Origin of the sequence: Janibacter sp. FSL W8-0316 (genome assembly GCF_038004165.1) — a bacterium.
Classification (GTDB): domain Bacteria; phylum Actinomycetota; class Actinomycetes; order Actinomycetales; family Dermatophilaceae; genus Janibacter; species Janibacter indicus.
Genome location: NZ_JBBOQX010000001.1, coordinates 468186 through 485987, shown reverse-complemented (window position 1 = coordinate 485987; position 17802 = coordinate 468186). Strand labels below are relative to the sequence as shown.

The window sequence follows — 17802 nt, the reverse complement described above, 5'->3', positions numbered from 1 at the left end:
GGTCCTGATGCTGGGGCATGTCGAAACGTCGTCTCGTGATCACCGCGGTCCTGGCCGGCCAGTCACAGTCCGAGGTCGCCCGGACCTATGGCGTCTCTCAGGGCTGGATCAGCAAGCTGATGGCCCGCTACCGCGCGGAGGGCGAGCAGGCCTTCGAGCCTCGCTCCCGCCGCCCCGCAACCTCCACGAACGCGACCCCGCAGGCCACGGTCGACCTCGTGCTGCAGCTACGTGACCAGCTGAGCGCGCAAGGCCTGGACGCCGGCGCCGAGACCATCGGCTGGCACCTGCGTCACCACCATGACGTCACGACCTCCCGGGCCACGATCAACCGCATCCTGACCCGAGCTGGACGCGGGGTGCCAGAGCCGAAGAAACGCCCGAAGTCCTCCTACATCCGCTTCGAAGCCGAGCAACCCAACGAGACCTGGCAGTCTGACTTCACGCACTACCGGCTGGCCACCGGCCGCGACGTGGAAATCCTCACCTGGCTGGACGACCACTCCCGCTGCGCGCTGCACATCAGTGCCCACACCCGAGTCACTGGCCCGATCGTGCTGGCCGCATTCCAAGCCGCCATCGACGAACACGGTTGCCCCGCAAGCACGCTGACCGACAACGGGATGGTCTTCACCACCCGACTGGCCGGCGGCCGCGGCGGCAAGAACGCCCTCGAAACCCACCTGGCCGCCCTGGGCGTGACCCAGAAGAACTCCCGACCCGCACACCCCACGACCTGCGGCAAGGTCGAACGCTTCCAGCAGACGATGAAGAAGTGGCTACGCGCCCAAGCCGAACAACCCGCCACCGTCCAGGCCCTGCAAACCCTGATCGACGACTTCCGCGACGAGTACAACAACCGACGCCCCCACCGATCCCTACCGCACCGCGCCACCCCCGCCACCGCGTACACCGCCCGCCCCAAAGCCGCCCCCGGCACCCCCACCACGACGACCCACGAACGCGTACGCACCGACAAGATCGACAAATCCGGCGTCGTCACCCTGCGCCACCACGGACGCCTGCACCACATCGGAGTCGGCCGAACCCACGCCGGAACCTACGTCCTGCTCCTCGTCCAAGACCTCGAGATCCGCATCATCAACGCCGCCACCGGCGAGATCCTGCGCGAGCTGACCCTCGACCCCACCCGCGACTACCAACCCACCGGCCGAAAACCCGGCCCACAAAAGCAATAGCCGGACCTACAAAAACGTAGGTCCGGCTATGCCGATGTCCTGAGACATCACACCGTCGGGCTGACAGGATTTGAACCTGCGACCCCTTGACCCCCAGTCGCGGGCGTAGCGTCCGGGGAAGTCCGTAACCGTGCAATATCAAGGGTTCCGACGTCGGCACACTCCCCCGGACACCCCCGGACGAGACTCAATGGCGGTCAAAAATGGCGGTCAAATGCCGACACGGCAGGCGTTAGCGAGAGGCAGGTTCGCGACGACCTGCATGACAACAACAAAAGCGGCAGAACTGCCGAAATCGTCGACCCGACGCCCGGAGCCGACGACGACGTGATCGACGCCGAGAGAGGCCCCCGGCCGGGAGCAATCGGTCGGGGGCGTCGGTCCTTTCCGGGTCAGCCGTTGACGGCCCTCAGCGGGACCGTGAGGTGGTGGTCCCGGCCGTTGATCCGTCGCAGCATCGGCGGCCCGTCGTTGGTGTAGTCCGTGCCGTTCCACCGAAGCCGGTTCACGATCGGGTCGAAGTCCACAGGCGGGATCACCGCGCGAAGCTCCTCGACCATCGCTTGACGACCGGGCATGCCCCCGTTGGTGACCGACACGGACGCGTAAGACACGTGCGCGGGCAACAGGGTGGAGGTCACTCCCGTAGTCCAAGAGACGACCGTCTCGCCGCTGTAGGGGTCCTCCTCCGTGCCCGCGGTGAGGAGCTCGACCTGGTCGGTGAGGATCATCCGTGAGCCCGCTTCCGGTAGCGATTCAGGACGAACGTCTCGGCGAGGCTGAAGCCCTGGAAGGCGTCATTCATCTGGACGTCTGCCACGCCGTAGCGCAGTTGGCCGGGGTTGCTGACCAGACGCGCGGTGGCGGTGGTGATGACCGCGGCGAGGTCGTCGCCGGGCATCCCCCCGTCGAAGCCGTTGTCGCGGGTGTACGCCTTGACCATCGCGGTGACGATGACAACGTGCTCCCTGGCCAGGGCAACCAACGTGGTGTTGGTGCCCTGGCCGAGGAAGTCGGCCACGTCTTGGCCGGTCACGTGAGCCATGCTCAGGCGGCGTCCGTGAGGACGACGACACCCTCGGGGTGCAGGAGACCGAGGTCGTATCGGCAGACGACACGGAGGCCGATCTCGTCGTACTCGGCGTAGCGCTCCGAGAGCACCGTCACGGACGGGTTGACGTCGCGGACCACGGCGACCTGAGACATGTCGGCCAAGACGGCCTTGCCCGCGGCCAGCTTGTTGGTGACCGTGACCGGGATGCCGAAGAGGCGATAGGTCGCGTCCTTGGTGAGGTCGGACTCCAGGAGGTACTTGCCGGAGGTGTCCTTCAGCTTGCGAATGGCGATGAAGTCCGCGCCGGAGATGAACCAACGGTTCGGGGTGACCTCGGCCGCGGTCGCCAGCGCGATGCCGTCGAGGAGGCTGTCGGCGTCGGTGACGTCGAGCTCACCGGTCTGCACGTTCGCCTGGTTGATGATCCCCGTGATGGAGCCGGTCGCGCCGGTCCCGGTCAGGAGCTCGGTGTCGAGCTTGGTCGCCACGTCGTTGACGAGGCGGGCCTTCAGGACCGCGTCGAGGCCGATCGTCGCGGAGCGGGCCAGCTCGTTGGTGAACCGCAGGATCGACTTGATGCTCCGGCGCGTGGTCGGCATGAGGCTGACCTCGTCGAAGGCCACGTCGTGGTTGTCGGGGATGAGTCCACCCTCGGCGACATAGCCGGGATCGGTGGACGAGACGAGTCGGGGGATCTTCAGCGGCTCGGAGGAGTCGAAGATGCGCGGTCCGCTGGAGAGGACGACGCTCGCAGCCTCCAGCGGCTGCACGAGGAGGGAGGAGACCTGGTCCTTGACCAGGGTCGGGTTGGTGGTGGTGCTCTCAGACATTGGGGGTCCAATCAGGCGAAGGGGAGGGAGTTGTCACCTCGGCCGCCGGGACCGTGAAGGGGAGGCACGCCGGGTGCCTCCCCTTCAGGATACTTCAGATGAGAACCGTTCTCAATGGACTCGCCTCGCGGACCGTGGGACAGGCGGCTCGTTGAGGGACTGCTCCACGACGAGGCTGTAGGCGCGAGCCAAGGACTCCAGCCCTTCGCTGCTGTGGCGATGTGCGTCCGGAGCGGCCTCCTTGATCGCCTCCAAGAGCACTGCCGCTGTCTCGTTGATCAGGTCCTGGTTCTGCTTAGCCATGTTCTGTCTCCCTCTCAGACTCGTGACCGGAGGATGCCGGCGAGATCGACCGTAGCGGCGTCCTCGGACAGCGCGCCGGCTCCGACGTCGCCACGCGGCGTCCTGGAGGCCAGGTGAGGCTTGCGGGCGACAAGGGCGTCCACAGCAGCGGTGAGGGCGTCGTGGTCGTCGAGGAGGGCCGCGTCGAAGGGCAGGTCGTCGGCGTCGGCCAGGCGTCCCGTGGCGGCCACGCGGGCGTAGAAGAGTTCTCGGGCGTAGGTCTCAGCCTTGCGCGCCTTCTCCCGGTAGCCGGCGTTCTCCTTGCGGAGCTTCTCCACGACGGAACGGGGGAAGGTGTCGGGCTCGTCGATCTCGGTCGCGTCGGCACTCTGATCGTCGGGGGTGTCATCTGGCGTGACGCCCTCCTCGGCCGAAAGGGTCTGCCGATCTGCCACACCCTCGGCCTCGTCGACGTCGGCCTCGGTCAGCGGCTGGATCTCATCGTTTTGCTCGGTCATGATCTTCTCCTTCATCGTGAGGTCCGGCGTCAGGCGACGACGGGGTCTTGGCTGCACACGCATCCGGTGTGCCGGGTCATCGGCCGGTCGGCCGGGTAGACGTATCCGTCCTTGTAGAGCCACTGGCAGAGCTCGCAGGCTTTGGAGTCCAGGGCGCGTGTCCAGCCGGTGACGCGCTCGGAGGCTGCCAGCACGTCCCCTGACCCGTCGGCGGCAGCCTGCTTCGGCTCGTTGTCCGCGATGCGCTGCACCTGCATGAGGGTGTCGAGCTCGGAGGCCATGACGGTGGTCAGCGCGGTCTGGATCCGGGCGTTGTCGAGGTGGTGCGGCGTCGCCACAGCCGGGGTGATCTCGACCGCACCGACTTTGGCTTCGACGAGCGAGCGCACCGAGGCGGAACCGAGCGAGTACGCGTGAGCGTTGCCAGCCAAGATGATGTTGGTGACCACCTCGACGAACTCACTCGACGTCAAGAGACCTTCCTCGAAGGACGCGAAGGCGACCCGGGCGCGCTCCTGCTGCGACGCGCTCAACCTCTGAAGGATCTCCTCCAGCGGGTTCACGCGGTGGCTCCGAGGTCGAGACCGACCGTGTCCAGGGCCTCGGCGCGGCGGGCTGCCCGGATCGCGGCGATCTCGTCGTCCGTGTAGCCGAGCTTGGCGAGCGCAAACGTCGTCGGCAGGATCCCCGCGGCGTGGAGCTTGACGACCGCGTCAGCCTCCTGGGCGATCGACCGAGTGCCGGGGTCGGCCCACTGGACGGCCACGTCCACGCTTTCGGGGTCGACTCCCGTGTCGGCGGCGACGACGAGCCGAGCGACCTGCTCCCAGCTCCGGCCGAAGGTCGCCATACGGGACTGCGCCTTGGCCGTCAGGGATGCCTCAGCGGCTCGCAAGGAGTCGGCCGAAGGCGGCTGGGAGGACAGCACACCGAGGTAGTGCGACGGCAGGCTCGAGACGGCCATGATCTGGCTGGTCAGGAGCGTGACGGCCGACTCGTAGGCGGCGAGGTCCGAGCCGGGCAGAGACCCGAAGCGACCCTCGGGAGACTCGTTGACCATCGTGCGGTTGCCCTCGGGGATGGGGTTGACCGCGTTGCCCTCGTCGTCAAGCTCCAGCTCGAGACCGGTCGCCCACCGACGGGGACGGGAGTAGTACTCGGAGGCGACCATCATGTCCGCCAAGAGCTTGTTGAGGGCGTCGACGAGCGGCAGGAGGTCGGCGAGCTCGGATCGTCCGTCGACGTCGAGGAGCCGGTCGGTGTTGACCAAGGGCACGATGGGGACGACTCCGAAGGGGTTGTCGATCGTCTCCAGCGTCCTCCAGCCGGCGACCCCGCTGTCTGAGATGAAGGTCGTGATCCGGTCCGGCTCGAAGAGCGAGGCGCGGGAGACCTTCCCGTCGCTCCAGCGCTTGACCGCTGCGACGACCTCACGCGTGGCGGGATCGCGGAGCGTGGTGACCTGGCGCGCGGACTCCACGGTCACCTGTGAGCGTCCGAGCCGGTCGGCCCACACGAGCGCGTAGGACCGGCCGTGGATGAGCGCTTCACGATGGGCCACGGGGGCGAGCTGGTCCATGTCGTTGCGAGCCCAGGCGGTCCACAACGCGCTGTCAGCCTGCCCGCTGCGGGTGAAGCCGGTGACGCGCAGCCGCTCGGACAGCGCAGACACGGCGACTCGACACACGTTGGAGGACATCGTCGTCAGCCGGTCCCCCAGAGCCGTCTTCGCCTCCGGGGACAGGAAGGCGAGCGGCTGCTCGCCGGCGTAGTAGCGGTCCAGGAGCGTGGCGCGGGGCTCGTGCTCGTCGAGGCGCTGGATGAGCTTGGTCAGGGTGTCGTTCATGCGTGCTTCCTTCCGGGCTTGCGTCGGCGCTGCCGCGCCTTGGTCTTGTGGGTGGGCCATCCGTCGCGCTTGCTGCTCACTCGGGGTGGGATCGGGATTTCCTGCGGGTGGTTCACGCGAAGCTCCTCGTCTTGCGCTTGGTCTTCTTGCTCGCTCGCCATGTCGCGCGCGAGTGGCACATGAGCAGCGCGGCCGCCAGGTCGATCTTTCGGGCGCTGCGAGATCGGGACTGCTTGTCGAGGCGAATGCCTCGGGCGTCGTCGCGCACGACCGCTGCGGCGATGTGCGCGGCCAACTTCGTGTTGCCGGAGTGCGTCATGTCGCCGTTCGTCGCGGCGTTGTACAGGTCTCCGGTCGCGGCCGTCAGACGGCTGGGCGAGTGCGGGAACTCCACGACGGGCAACTTCTCGGCCTCCAGCACCTGGAGGGTGCGGGTCCACCGGAACGGGTCGGCGATGATCTCCACGACGTTCCAGCGCTTGCAGGAGGAGCGGACCTCCTCCTCCACTTCCAGCACCGGCACGCGCCACGACTCGTCATCGGAGGGCTTCTCCCAGACCTTGACGACGTCGAAGTGCGGCGCTGTCGAGACCGTGCCCACGACGAGCGCGCACGTGTCGTCGGAGAAGGAGCCGTCGAGCGCGATGACGACGTCCGAGCCGTCCGGCACCCCCTCGCCAGTGCTGAGCCCGTCCCAGACGCCGGGAGGCAGGAAGGACCCCGCGGTCTCGGTGACGACCTGACACAGCCGAGCGCGCCGGAACGTCGCCTCCCGCGTCTTCGGCGGCAGGAGAGCCTTCAGCGCGTCGCGATGCAGGAAGCCGGCGGCCAACGCGGGATTGGCGAGATCCCAACAGTGTTCGCAATCGACGGGGTGGTCCTTGAAGGCGTCCGCGGAGTGCTCCCGGAAGGCCAGCGACTTGTCCTCCGGGTGGTCACGTGCGTAGTCGCGAAGGGACAGGAGGACTTGGTCGTCGAGGTTCGGACCGGGCGTGCCGATCGCGACGAGGACCGATCGCTCCCGCTTGCCCTGTGCGAGCTGCACGACCTCGAAGACGTCACGCGAGACGACACCGGCCTCGTCGACGATCGCGAGGACGTAGTCCAGTCCCTCCAGCGCGGCAGGCGACGCAGGCAGCGTCTGGAAGGTCGAGTCCGTCAGCGGCACGTACAAGCGGTCTTTGTAGATGTGCGTGCGGGTGACGAGCTCCTCGTCGAGCTCCACCATCCGGCGAGCAGCGTTGAAGGCCAGACCGGCTTGTCGCTCGTCGACGGCGACCACCACGACGTTGGCACCCTCCCCCCACGTGAAGAGCGCGTAGAGGCCGATCGCGGCGTTCAGGGTGGTCTTCCCCGACCCACGCGGCAACATCAGACCGACCGTGCGCGCACCGGAGTCCAGGACCGCGCGGGCAAGATCCATCTGGAAGTCGTGGATCTCCAGCGGAGACTTGGCTCCCGTGCCCTTGGGCGTCTTCAGGAACTTCTTGGCGAAGGCCGCGAACCGCTCCGACTCGACCTTCGTCCGCGGCGCGAACGGGAGCGGGACGTCGCCGTTCTCCAGCTTCGCCTTGGGACCGGCCTTCATCGGTCCTCCTTGGTGAGAATCATTCCCAAGTGAGTTGCCCTCTGAGGCTTACCGGCGCTTAGGGCATCCTTACCCGGCACCCCTTCCCCCCTGCCCTTCGCCGCGTTGTGCGAGCGGCAGAGGACCTGGAGGTTGGCGAGGTCGAAGGGTGCGCCGCCGTTGACGAGCGGGACGATGTGGTCGACGGTCAGCTCGGTGTTGGCGCAGCCGGGCACCGAGCACCACGGCTGCATGCGCCGGAGGCGTCGGGAGAGCTTCTTCCACGCGGTGGGGTTGCCCGTGATCGCGGTCGTGGTCTTCGCCTTGCCGCTGCGAGGCTCGCGAGGATGCTCGGGGCATCGTGGGCCGCTGCTGGGCTCACCACAGACGATGCAGGGCTTCACTCGTCGCCCCCCTCGGCCTCGATGTGGTCGAGTACCTCGTCGGCCACGAGCGAGGCGACGGCATCGGGGTGGGTGCAGTCGGCGTCGAGGCAGGAGCACTGCCACGGCTTGCCGACTGTCTTGGTCACGAGGAATCCGTCGACGAAGGCGCGGACGTGGCCTCGCATCAGGGACGAGCCTCTACCTCGCTTCCACCTGCGGTGAGTGGCGGTGAGGCGGGTGAACTTCACGGTGGGGGTGGTCATGGGGTGCTCCTTCAGGTGGTGGGGGGCATGGCCCGGTAGGACGGGCAGGTCTCGTCGTGGAAGACGAGGAGGGTGTAGAGGCCGGGGTGCTGCTGCACGAGACGGGTGTCGGCCTGGCAGTCGGGGCACTCGTAGTCCGCTTGCAGGTGGCGTCGGTCTTCCCACTCTTCGCGGAGGCGGGCCTTGCGTCGTCGCTCCTGGCGGTTCATCACTCGTCACTCCCAAAGGGGGTGTCGAAAGTGTTGTTTGTGTTGAAGGCGACGGGGATGACGTTCTGCCCTTCAACACTTGCAACGCTTTCAATAGGGCTATACCGACCCCGTCCGGTCTTCTGGAGTCGACCGGCGTCCACGAGGCGCTGGAGGTACACACCGGCCGCGTTGGCATCGAGGCCGACGGCCTTGCCCACCTGGGTGGGTCCGATTCCGGGGCTGGCTGCGACGAGCTCGAGGATCTCCGCGGACCGGTCACCGAGCCCATCGGCCACTCGGTTGGAGGCGGCCTTCTTGGCTGCCTCTGCGAGCGCTTCGCCGTCGAGGGTCCAGACGCATCGCTCGGGGTCGAAGGTCACCGCGTACTCGGACTCGACGACGTCGCGACCGGTGACGTGCATCGTGGCCGCATTCTCGCCACGGGCTCGCTTGACGACGAGCGTCGCGTCGGCGGCTCCGGTCAGGCCGGTAGATCCCGAGACCTGGTCGAAGACGTCGCTCGCCTCCATCTTGCGGAGGTGGGTGACGACGACGACGGCAACACGGCTGTCGTCTGCGAGCTTCTTGAGCCGTGACAGGACCGCGTAGTCGGCCTCGTAGGCGCTCGTGCCGGCTTGCGCTGGCGGTCGGATCTTGGCGAGCACGTCGACGATGACGAGCCGGGCGTCTGGGTGCTCTCCGAGCCACTCGGCGATCATGTCGAGCGCGACCGTCATGTTCGGCAGCTCGGTGACGATCGCGAGGTTGCCGGGCGCGGGTCCGTCGTCGAGCACCTTGCGGAGCCGGGACTTCAGTCGCCGTGGCGGGTCTTCCAGCGCGGCGTAGAGGACGTCTCCTTGCAGCGTGTCGATCTTGCCAAGAGCGGGCGTTCCGGAGGCGATGGAGATTCCGAGGTCGAGGCAGAGCCAGGACTTGCCGAGCTTCGGCGCTCCGCTGAGGATTGTCAGCCCTTCGGCGATGAGTCCGGGGACGGCCCATCGGGGCTCCGGGAAGTGGGTGTCGACGAGGTCAGCTGCGGTCCAGTAGACACCGCGCTGGCGGCCGTCGGTTTCGAGGGTTGAGGTCACGCGGGCCTCCTTTCGTTGAAGCGGGCGTCGATGCGGGCGCGACGTGCCTTGTCGGCTTCGCGATCGCGCTCGGGGATGCCAGCCATGAGGTGGACGATCCGGGCTGCCTCACGGCCGATCGCGGCGGCCTCGGCGTCTGCGAGGGCACGACCGCGGTCGAGGCCGGCCATGTAGCCGCTGCGGTAGTAGTCCATGCACCGGTCCCACTCGGCATTGCTGAGTGTCGTGACGTCGGTAGGCTGGAGGTCGGTATCTGCTGCCAGGTAGTTGCCGTCACCCTCGGTCGAGTTGCAGCTCGGCCGGGGGTTCTTCTCGTTGGGGGTGAACATCAAGCGCTCACCTCGGTGAGGCTGCGGACGTAGCGCTCCAGCTCGTCCTGGGCGATGAAGGTTCGGCGGCCGATCTTCACTGGCTTGAGTGCGCCGGCGGAGATGAGCTCATAGATCGTCGTGCGACTGACGCCGAGTGCTTGGGCTGCATCGGGGATGGGGTGAAGTAGACGCTTCATGGCGTCCTCCTTGGTAGGTGGATGAGGTGGGGACCGGCTTCCTCTGGGGATCGCGACCGACGTCGTGCTCGTCTCGTGCGGCCAGCCGGCCTGCTGCTCTATGTAGTTCCTAAACTTCGTACGGACGTGTCCGTTAGGAACAACGATGAGCCGCGGGCGTTGCGAACGGCAAGCCAACACGGCTATGCTGCATTTCGTTAAGGAACGGAGGCGACATGGCACGACGGAATGCGGTGCGGAGCATCGAGGGCGAGACCAACCTCGCTTGGCGGATCTCGCACGAGCGCGAGGAGCGGGGCTGGTCCTACGACGCGCTGGCGAGGCGAATGACGGAGGCCGGGTGTCCCATCAACGCGTCGGCGATCTACAAGATCGAGAAGGGCGACCCGCCACGGAAGATCGGCGTTGACGAGCTCATTGCTTTCGCGCGGGTCTTCGGCAGGGAGGTTGAGGACCTGCTGACACCACGCGACATCTACCAGAAGGCGCGCATGAAGGAGGTCGTGAGGGCAGTCGAGGACGCCAGGGCGAACTTCATCGACGCGCTACACCCACTCGTCGACGCACACTTCGAGTTCTTCAACCTCGTTGCCGAAGACTCGGAGGCGGCAGAGGCCGCGATGGGTCACATCTTCAACGCACCGAGGGAGTACGCGGAGGGTCAGGTCGAGAGCGACGTGTCGATTTTCTCGGTGGAGTCGAACGACGGAATGGTGCTCGACGTCGATCAGACGCCGTTGAAGGAAGGCATCGTCGAGCTCTACTTGGCCATCATCAAACAGGCGGAACTTGTCTTCGAGGCTGTTAACCCAGAGTTGAAGGGGACGTCGAAGTGACGAGGCGAGCGAACGGTGAGGGCTCCAAGCCACGCCAGAGGAAGGACGGCCGTTGGGTCGTGGAGGTCCGCTACGTCGACCCGGACGGACTGAGCAAGCGCGCGACGGTCTACGGGAAGACGGCGAAGGAGGCTCGGGAGAAGGGCGAGGAGGTCCGGGCGCGGGTCAAGAAGAAGCGGCCTCCGAAGGACGCGAAGGTCACGCTCGCGGCGTTCGTGGAGGACTGGATCGGGTCCACGCTCGCCGTCAGCGACAGGAAGGCGAGCACCAAGTCGATGTACTCGACGCTGGCGCGCAAGCACATCTCCGACTCCGACCTCGGACGATCGTCCTTGGATCGTCTGACCCCGAGGAAGGTTGAGGCGTGGGTCGCCGGCCTGCGAGCGAAGGGCCTGTCGGAGTCGACAGTCCGCTCCACGTACACAGTCCTTCGCGCGGTGCTGGACACGGCCGTCCGGGACCGCGCGATCGCGGAGAACCCTGCGGCGATCGTCAAGCGTCCGAAGGTGACCTCGAAGGAGGCGACGTTCCTCCAGGCGCACGAGGTCACCGACGTCATCCGGCACGCGGAGGGGTCCAGGTACGCGCTGCTGTTCCAGTTGCTGGCGAACACGGGCATGAGGCGCGGCGAGGCGCTGGCGCTGCGCTGGAGTCACGTGGACATGACGAACGGGACCTTCCGCGTGGTCGGGACGCTGGCGCGCGAGGAGGGCCAGCTCGTCGTCACGGACACGAAGACGGCGAAGTCGAAGCGGCCGTTCGCGATGACCGAGGAGACGAAGGCGATCTTCCAAGCGCTGCGGGATCGTCAGCGCGAGGAGCGGGAGGTCGCCGGGTCAGTGTGGATCGACTCGGGCTTCGTCTTCACCACGGAGCTGGGCGAGCCGTGCGACCCGAGGAACGCGCTGCGGGCCTTCAAGGTGGCCGCGACGAAGGCCGGGCACCCCGATGCGGGCCTGCACACCCTTCGCCACTCGGCGGCCTCGGTGATGCTCTCCAAGGGCGTGCCGCTGAAGGTGGTCTCCGAGCTGTGGGGGCACTCGTCTGTGGCGATCACGGGCGACATCTACGGCCACGTTGCGCCGACCGTGGCAGCGGATGCGATGCGGACTCTGAGCGGGGCCTACTCGTCCTGACCGCAATGGCGGTCAAAAATGGCGGTCAGGACTCCCCCACGGAACGACTGAAGCCGACCTCGGTTTCCCAAGATCGGCTTCATATCAACGGATTTCCGCTGGTCGGGCTGACAGGATTTGAACCTGCGACCCCTTGACCCCCAGTCAAGTGCGCTACCAAGCTGCGCCACAGCCCGTGGCTGCTCCCTGAGGAGCGAACGTCACCTTATCCCACGTCCTCGGCACTCACCGAATCGGGGTCCGCGGGTCCCGGATCAGCGTCGACGACGCTTCTCGCGCACCCGCACGGAGATCTCGATCGGCGTCCCCTCGAAGCCGAACTCCTCGCGCAGGCGGCGCTCGAGGAAGCGTCGGTAGCCGGCCTCGATGAAGCCCGAGGCAAAGATGACGAAGCGCGGCGGACGGGTCGAGGCCTGGGTCGCGAAGAGGATCCGCGGCTGCTTGCCCGAGCGCACGGGGTGCGGGTGCGCCGAGGCGATCTCGCCGAGCACGGCGTTGAGCCGCGAGGTCGGTACGCGGGTGTCCCACGAGTCGAGGGCGGTGTCGAGTGCCGGCGTCAGCCGGTCGACGTGGCGACCGGTGAGCGCCGACATGTTGACCCGCGGCGCCCACTGCGTCTGCACGAGCTCACGCTCGATCTCGCGCTCGAGGTAGAAGCGCCGCTCCTCGTCGAGCATGTCCCACTTGTTGTAGGCGATGACGAGTGCTCGGCCAGCCTCGACGACCTGGCTGATGATCCGCAGGTCCTGCTCGGTGATCGACTCGTGCGTGTCGATGAGCACCACGGCGACCTCGGCCTTCTCGAGCGCCGCCTGGGTGCGCAGCGAGGCGTAGAAGTCGGCGCCCTTGGTCTGGTGCACCCGGCGCCGGATGCCGGCGGTGTCGACGAAGCGCCAGGGGCGCCCGCCGAGTTCGATGATCTCGTCGACCGGGTCGCGCGTGGTGCCGGCGAAGTCGTCGACGACGACCCGCTCCTCCCCCGCGATCTTGTTGAGCAGGCTCGACTTGCCGACATTGGGCCGCCCGATGAGGGCCACGCGACGCGGACCCCCTTCGGGCAGGGCCTTGCCCGACGCGGAGACCTCCGGCATGACGTCGAGGACGGCGTCGAGGGCGTCGCCGCTCCCCCGGCCGTGGAGGGCGGAGACGGGCATCGGCTCGCCCAGACCGAGGTTCCACAGGGCGGCGGCGTCGGCCTCGAAGCGCTGGTCGTCGACCTTGTTGGCGACGAGGACGACCGGCTTGCCGGACTTGCGCAGCAGGCGCACGACCGCCTCGTCGTCGTCCGTCGCGCCCACGATCGCGTCGACGACGAAGACGACGACGTCGGCCATCTCGATGGCGACCTCGGCCTGCTCGGCGACGCGCAGGTGGATGCCCTCGGCGCCGATCTCCCAGCCGCCCGTGTCGAGCAGCGTGAAGCGCCGGCCGGACCACTCGGCGTCGTAGGCGACCCGGTCACGGGTGACGCCCGGCGTGTCCTCGACGACCGCCTCACGGCGGCGCAGGACGCGGTTGACGAAGGTCGACTTGCCGACATTGGGCCGGCCGACGATGGCGACGACCGGCAGCGGTCCGGCGGCCTCCTCGGCGGCCTCCGGCTGGAAGCCGTCGATGATCGCGCGGTCCTCGGGCGTCAGCTCGAAGTCCTCGAGCCCGGCACGCAGCACCCGCTCGACGCCCTCGGCGCTCTCGTCGTCCCCGTGGGGTGCGGTGGGTTCGGTGGTGTCCACGATGCTCCTGGTCAGTCGGTGGTGACGGCCATTGTCGCAGCCGTGGGCGGCCGCGGCCGCAGATGTCGAAGGGGGTGTCAGCTCGCTCGCGCAGCAGCGACGACGTCCATCACCGCGGCGACCGAGCCCTCGAAGTCGAGATCGGAGGTGTCGACGACGGTCACACCCTCCGCGGCCTCGGTGAACTGCGAGACGGTCGAGTCGTCGCGGTCGCGCCGCACGACCTGGTCGCGGGTCGCGGCGATGGCCGCGTCGTCGGTGGCGCCGTGCACCTCGAGCGAGCGGCGCCGCAGCCGGGCCTCCTCGGTCGCGGTGAGCAGGATGCGCACCTGGGCGTCGGGCGCGATGACGGTCGTGACGTCGCGTCCCTCGGCGACGCACGCACCGTGGCGCGCGGCGATGTCGTCGATGAGCGCGCGCTGACGTCGCTGCATCTCGACGCGCACCTCGGGCACGGTCGCGACGGTCGAGACGAGCGAGCTGATCTCGCTGGTGCGGATCGCCGCCGCGACGTCGATGCCGTCGACGGCGACCGTCGGCGCCTGCGGGTCGTCGCCGATCTCGAGCGGCAGGCCGAGCGCGGCCGCGACGATCGCGTCGGCGTCGCCGAGATCGACCTCGGTGTGGCGGCACCACCAGGTCAGGGCGCGGTACATCGCGCCGGTGTCGAGGTAGCCGGCGCCGAGCCGGGCGGCGACGGCACGCGAGACGCTGGACTTGCCGGATCCCGAGGGTCCGTCGATGCCGATGACGAAGGGGGCGGGCGGGCTGGTCACGAGGGGTCAGCCTAGTCGCCGCTCAGGAGTGGATCTGCCACCCGCGGGTCTGCAGGGCCTCGGTGAGAGGTCCCGCAGCAGCCGGGAGCACGGAGATCTCCGCCACGCCGAAGGGCAGTCCGAGCCCGTGGTCGAGGCGCAGGTCCTCCATGTTGACCCCCTCCTCGCCGATCTCGGTGAGCAGCCGCGCGACCTCGCCCGGGCGGTCGTCGACGACGACCCGCACCACGGCGTAGTCAGCCGGCGGCGCACCGTGCTTGCCCGGGATGCGGGCGTGGCCGGCATTGCCGTCGGCGATGCTGCGGGCGAGCACCGCGCGGGCGCCGGGGGCGTCCGCGACGTGCGGGTCCGTCGACAGGGCGTCGAGGGCCTCGACGATCCCGACGAGGTCCTGGGACATCGCGCGCAGCACCTGTGCGACGGCTCCGGCGTTGCCCGAGAGGATCTGGGTCCACAGGCCGGGGTCGCTCGCGGCGATCCGGGTGACGTCACGCACGCCCTGGCCGGCCAGGCCCACGGCCTGCTCGCTCAGGTGCTCCAGCCGGGCCGCGACGAGCGAGGCGGCGACCTGCGGTGCGTGGGAGACGGCGGCCACGGCGGCGTCGTGGTCGGCGGGGCTGAGGGTCGTGACCGCGGCGCCCGTGGCCTGGGCGAGCCGGGAGACGACCTGCGTGGCGGCCGGGTCGCTCCCTTCGTGCGGGCAGAGCACCCACGCCCGGCCCTCGAAGAGGTCGGCCCGCGCACTGATCGCGCCCGAGCGCTCGCGGCCGGCCATCGGGTGGCTGCCGACATAGCGCTCGATGGCCACGCCGGCGCGCACGAGATCGGCGAGGATCACCTGCTTGACGGACGCGACGTCGGTGACGACGGCCTCGGGCCACCGCTGCAGCGCGGCGACGACGAGCCGAGGCGTGACGTCCGGCGGCGCGGCCACGACGACAACACCGGGGGCGACGTCGGCGCTGATCCGTCCTGCCCCGAGGTCACGGGCCAGCGAGACCGAGGTCTCCGACTGGTCCTCGAGCGTGACGTCGGCACCGGCGGCGGTGAGCGCCAGCCCGATGCTCGCGCCGATGAGGCCGGTCCCGATGACGTGCACCGGGGGCAGCGCGGAGGCCGCTCCCTTCGCCTCGGTGGAGGCGGTCACAGCCCCGCAGCCTTGTAGAGGTCGCTGATCTCGCGCTGGCTGAGCGGCCGCCAGCGGCCGGACTTCGTCGACCCGAGGGTGATCGGCCCGACCTGGGTGCGCACGAGCGAGATGACCGGGTGACCGACGTGCTCGAGGAGGCGACGCACGATGTGCTTGCGCCCCTCGTGGAGGATCACCTCGACGATCGCCTTGCCCGGCTTGGAGTCGACGATGCGGAAGGAGTCGACCTGGACCGGCCCGTCGTCGAGCTCGACGCCGGCGCGCAGCGTCTTGCCGAGGTCCTTGGGTACCGGGCCGGGGATCTCCGCGATGTAGGTCTTGAGCACGCCGTGCGCGGGGTGCTGCAGCCGGTGGGCGAGGTCGCCGTCGTTGGTGAGGATGAGCAGGCCCTCGGTGTCGGCGTCGAGCCGGCCGACGTGGAAGAGCCGCTCCGGGCGGCCGGCGACGTAGTCGCCGATGTTGAGCCGGCCGAGCTCGTCGGACATCGTCGTGACGACGCCCGCAGGCTTGTTGAAGGCGAGGTAGACCCGCGACTCGTCGAGCTGGATCCGCTCGCCGTCGACGTGGACGGTCTGGCGAAGGGGGTCGACGCGCACCCCGAGCTCGGTGACGACCTGACCGTCGACCTCGACGCGGCCCTCGGCGATGAGCAGCTCGCAGGCGCGGCGGGAGCCGACGCCTGCGGTGGCCAGCACCTTCTGCAGGCGGGTGCCCTCGGGGTCGTGGACGTCGATCGTCGGCAGGCGCGGCGGCTCCGGGGCCAGGTCGGGCTGGCCCTTGCGGCTGCGACCGGTGGTCCCCCGGTCGGGTTGGGGGCGTCGGCCGGGGCGGGGGGGCTTCTTCGGTCCGGTGCCTCGGGGGGCACCCTGGGGGCCTCCGGGACGGCGGTTGCGGGGTGGGGTCATCAGCGGGCCTCGTTCACGAGTTCGTCGAGCACGGATGCGTCGGGCAGGTAGGGGGCGATGGGCGGCAGGTCGTCGAGGGAGTTCAGCCCCATGCGCTCGAGGAAGTAGGGCGTCGTCCCGTAGAGCGTGGCACCGGACTCCTCGTCCTTGGTCACCTCGATGATCAGGCCACGGGTGAGCAGGGTGCGCACGACGCCGTCGACGTTGACGCCGCGGACGGCGCTGATCCGCGCCCGGGAGATGGGCTGGCGATAGGCGACGACGGCGAGGGTCTCGAGGGAGGCCGCGGTCAGCCGCGACTGCTGGCCGTCGAGGACGAAGCGCTCGACGACCGGGGCGTAGGCGTGGTGGCTGTAGAAGCGCCACCCTCCCCCGACGTTGCGCACGGTGAACCCGTGGGTGCCGTCGCCGTAGTGCCGCTCGAGGTCGTCGAGGACCTCGCGGATCTCCTCGACGGGCAGCTCCAGGGCAGAGGCGAGCGCGTGGTCGGTCACCGGCTCCTCGACGACCATGAGCACGGCCTCGATCGCCGCGCGGGCACCGCCGGGCAGCTCGCCGACGTCGAAGGCGACCTGCACGTCGTCGCCGGTCTCCGCCTCCGGGGCTGTGGCGTCGTCCTGCGGCTGGTCCGGCAGAGTCTCGGGTTCAGTCATCATCGTCCTCCACGTCCGCTGCGTCCTCTTGCTCCGGCGAAGGGGGCGCAGCCTCCCCTTCGTCGAACTCGGCCCCGACGTCCACGGTGCCCTCGTCGCTGCCGGTCCAGCTCACCTCGAGGTCACCGAGCGCCTCCGGCTGGTCGAAGACGACCTGCTTGTCGCGGAAGAGCTCGAGCAGCGCGAGGAAGCGCGCCACGACGACGAGGGTGGAGTCGGCGTCGCGCACCAGCGCGCGGAAGGACGTCGTGCCCTCGCTGCGCAGCCGGTCGACGACGACGACCGCCTGCTCGCGCACGCTGACGGCCGGCGCGTGCAGGTGGGTCAGCCCGACGGTCTCGGGCTCCTTGGGGGTCAGGGCCCGGGCGGCGATCATCGCCAGCTGCTCGGGCGTGATGCTGATGACCAGCTCGGGCAGCAGCTGCGCCAGGTGCGGCTCGAGGCCGGCTTGGCGGGCGGTCATGCGCCCGGTCGCCTGCATCGTCTCGCCGAGGTGGGCGGCGACGTCCTTGAAGGCGCGGTACTGCAGCAGGCGCGCGAAGAGCAGGTCGCGGGCCTCGATGAGCTCGAGGTCCTCGTCGTCACCGTCGCCGGTGTTGGGCAGCAGGCGGGCGGCCTTGATGTCGAGCAGGGTCGCTGCCACGAGGAGGAACTCGCTCGTCTGCCCGAGGTCCCACGAGGGTTCGCTCGCCTGCAGCGCCCGCAGGTGGGCCATGAACTCGTCGGTGACGCGCGCCAGCGCGATCTCGGTGATGTCGAGCTGGTGCTTGCTGATCAGGCCGAGCAGCAGGTCGAAGGGACCCTCGAAGTTGTCCAGGTGGACGGTGAAGGCCTGCTCCGCACCACGCTTGGTGATGACCCCGCCGGGGACGGCCTCCACG

24 protein-coding genes and 1 tRNA gene are annotated in these 17802 nt (G+C 68.9%); 3 read left to right on the top strand and 22 right to left on the bottom strand.

What is annotated here, in order from left to right:
* Nucleotides 1–17: 17 nt before the first annotated feature.
* Nucleotides 18–1199, top strand: a complete 1182-nt coding sequence (locus NYE39_RS02280) for an IS481 family transposase (RefSeq protein ID WP_433955121.1) — start codon at nt 18–20, stop codon at nt 1197–1199.
* 392 nt (nt 1200–1591) lie between these two features.
* Here NYE39_RS02280 and NYE39_RS02275 read toward each other — a convergent pair whose 3' ends face one another.
* The 14 genes from NYE39_RS02275 to NYE39_RS02215 form a co-directional block, all read right to left on the bottom strand.
* The gene (locus tag NYE39_RS02275; protein ID WP_341011761.1) at nt 1592–1840 is read right to left on the bottom strand and encodes a hypothetical protein; all 249 of its coding nucleotides are present in this window, start codon (nt 1838–1840) and stop codon (nt 1592–1594) included.
* Nucleotides 1841–1926: 86 nt separating this feature from the next.
* Nucleotides 1927–2235 (bottom strand): hypothetical protein, encoded by a 309-nt coding sequence (locus NYE39_RS02270; RefSeq protein ID WP_341011760.1) that lies wholly within the window; start codon nt 2233–2235, stop codon nt 1927–1929.
* An 11-nt stretch (nt 2236–2246) separates the two neighbouring features.
* The gene (locus NYE39_RS02265; RefSeq protein WP_341011759.1) at nt 2247–3083 is read right to left on the bottom strand and encodes a phage major capsid protein; all 837 of its coding nucleotides are present in this window, start codon (nt 3081–3083) and stop codon (nt 2247–2249) included.
* A gap of 111 nt (nt 3084–3194) precedes the next feature.
* Nucleotides 3195–3386 carry a hypothetical protein gene (locus NYE39_RS02260; protein ID WP_341011758.1) on the bottom strand — a complete coding sequence of 64 codons (192 nt, stop codon included), beginning with the start codon at nt 3384–3386 and terminating at the stop codon, nt 3195–3197.
* A 14-nt stretch (nt 3387–3400) separates the two neighbouring features.
* On the bottom strand, nt 3401–3898 hold the full coding sequence (locus tag NYE39_RS02255) for a hypothetical protein (protein WP_341011757.1): 498 nt from the start codon (nt 3896–3898) through the stop codon (nt 3401–3403).
* Between the two features lie 14 nt (nt 3899–3912).
* A complete protein-coding gene (locus NYE39_RS02250) occupies nt 3913–4356 on the bottom strand; it encodes a hypothetical protein (protein ID WP_341011756.1) in 444 nt (147 codons plus the stop codon).
* Between the two features lie 86 nt (nt 4357–4442).
* Nucleotides 4443–5729, bottom strand: coding sequence for a phage portal protein (locus tag NYE39_RS02245; RefSeq protein ID WP_341011755.1), 1287 nt, complete (start codon nt 5727–5729; stop codon nt 4443–4445).
* Between the two features lie 112 nt (nt 5730–5841).
* Entirely contained in the window at nt 5842–7317 is a 1476-nt protein-coding gene (locus NYE39_RS02240; protein WP_341011754.1) for a terminase large subunit domain-containing protein, read from the bottom strand.
* Entirely contained in the window at nt 7314–7550 is a 237-nt protein-coding gene (locus tag NYE39_RS17255) for an HNH endonuclease signature motif containing protein (protein WP_445667082.1), read from the bottom strand. Before NYE39_RS17255 ends, NYE39_RS02240 begins: the two co-directional genes overlap by 4 nt.
* Before the next feature lie 146 nt (nt 7551–7696).
* Complete coding sequence (locus tag NYE39_RS02235; RefSeq protein ID WP_341011753.1) at nt 7697–7945, bottom strand: hypothetical protein; 249 nt, start codon at nt 7943–7945, stop codon at nt 7697–7699.
* Between the two features lie 11 nt (nt 7946–7956).
* Complete coding sequence (locus tag NYE39_RS02230; protein WP_341011752.1) at nt 7957–8154, bottom strand: hypothetical protein; 198 nt, start codon at nt 8152–8154, stop codon at nt 7957–7959.
* Nucleotides 8154–9224: an AAA family ATPase gene (locus NYE39_RS02225; protein ID WP_341011751.1), complete on the bottom strand. Its 1071-nt coding sequence runs from the start codon at nt 9222–9224 to the stop codon at nt 8154–8156. Before NYE39_RS02225 ends, NYE39_RS02230 begins: the two co-directional genes overlap by 1 nt.
* Nucleotides 9221–9553, bottom strand: coding sequence for a hypothetical protein (locus NYE39_RS02220; protein ID WP_341011750.1), 333 nt, complete (start codon nt 9551–9553; stop codon nt 9221–9223). The genes NYE39_RS02225 and NYE39_RS02220 overlap by 4 nt, the downstream gene beginning before the upstream one ends.
* Complete coding sequence (locus NYE39_RS02215; protein WP_341011749.1) at nt 9553–9732, bottom strand: helix-turn-helix domain-containing protein; 180 nt, start codon at nt 9730–9732, stop codon at nt 9553–9555. The genes NYE39_RS02220 and NYE39_RS02215 overlap by 1 nt, the downstream gene beginning before the upstream one ends.
* Nucleotides 9733–9947: 215 nt before the next feature.
* Here NYE39_RS02215 and NYE39_RS02210 point away from each other — a divergent pair, with 215 nt between their 5' ends.
* Nucleotides 9948–10568 (top strand): helix-turn-helix domain-containing protein, encoded by a 621-nt coding sequence (locus tag NYE39_RS02210; protein WP_341011748.1) that lies wholly within the window; start codon nt 9948–9950, stop codon nt 10566–10568.
* A 109-nt stretch (nt 10569–10677) separates the two neighbouring features.
* On the opposite strand, the gene NYE39_RS02205 is transcribed toward NYE39_RS02210, so the two are convergent.
* Nucleotides 10678–10866, bottom strand: a complete 189-nt coding sequence (locus tag NYE39_RS02205) for a hypothetical protein (protein WP_341013453.1) — start codon at nt 10864–10866, stop codon at nt 10678–10680.
* Here NYE39_RS02205 and NYE39_RS02200 point away from each other — a divergent pair.
* Entirely contained in the window at nt 10844–11704 is an 861-nt protein-coding gene (locus tag NYE39_RS02200; RefSeq protein WP_341013351.1) for a tyrosine-type recombinase/integrase, read from the top strand. The two genes, NYE39_RS02205 and NYE39_RS02200, sit on opposite strands and share 23 nt — an antisense overlap.
* A gap of 99 nt (nt 11705–11803) precedes the next feature.
* On the opposite strand, the gene NYE39_RS02195 is transcribed toward NYE39_RS02200, so the two are convergent.
* The 7 genes from NYE39_RS02195 to NYE39_RS02165 all read right to left on the bottom strand — a co-directional run bounded on the left by NYE39_RS02195 (nt 11804) and on the right by NYE39_RS02165 (nt 17801).
* Nucleotides 11804–11880, bottom strand: a tRNA-Pro gene (locus NYE39_RS02195).
* A 78-nt stretch (nt 11881–11958) separates the two neighbouring features.
* Nucleotides 11959–13440: a ribosome biogenesis GTPase Der gene (gene der / locus NYE39_RS02190; protein WP_341013350.1), complete on the bottom strand. Its 1482-nt coding sequence runs from the start codon at nt 13438–13440 to the stop codon at nt 11959–11961.
* A gap of 74 nt (nt 13441–13514) precedes the next feature.
* On the bottom strand, nt 13515–14213 hold the full coding sequence (cmk, locus tag NYE39_RS02185; protein ID WP_341011747.1) for a (d)CMP kinase: 699 nt from the start codon (nt 14211–14213) through the stop codon (nt 13515–13517).
* 22 nt (nt 14214–14235) lie between these two features.
* Entirely contained in the window at nt 14236–15360 is a 1125-nt protein-coding gene (locus NYE39_RS02180; protein WP_341011746.1) for a prephenate dehydrogenase, read from the bottom strand.
* Complete coding sequence (locus NYE39_RS02175; RefSeq protein WP_192912127.1) at nt 15357–16268, bottom strand: pseudouridine synthase; 912 nt, start codon at nt 16266–16268, stop codon at nt 15357–15359. The genes NYE39_RS02180 and NYE39_RS02175 overlap by 4 nt, the downstream gene beginning before the upstream one ends.
* Nucleotides 16268–16924, bottom strand: coding sequence for an SMC-Scp complex subunit ScpB (gene scpB, locus NYE39_RS02170; RefSeq protein ID WP_226283230.1), 657 nt, complete (start codon nt 16922–16924; stop codon nt 16268–16270). The genes NYE39_RS02175 and scpB overlap by 1 nt, the downstream gene beginning before the upstream one ends.
* Complete coding sequence (locus NYE39_RS02165; protein WP_341011745.1) at nt 16914–17801, bottom strand: segregation and condensation protein A; 888 nt, start codon at nt 17799–17801, stop codon at nt 16914–16916. The genes scpB and NYE39_RS02165 overlap by 11 nt, the downstream gene beginning before the upstream one ends.
* Between the last annotated feature and the right edge of the window lies 1 nt (nt 17802).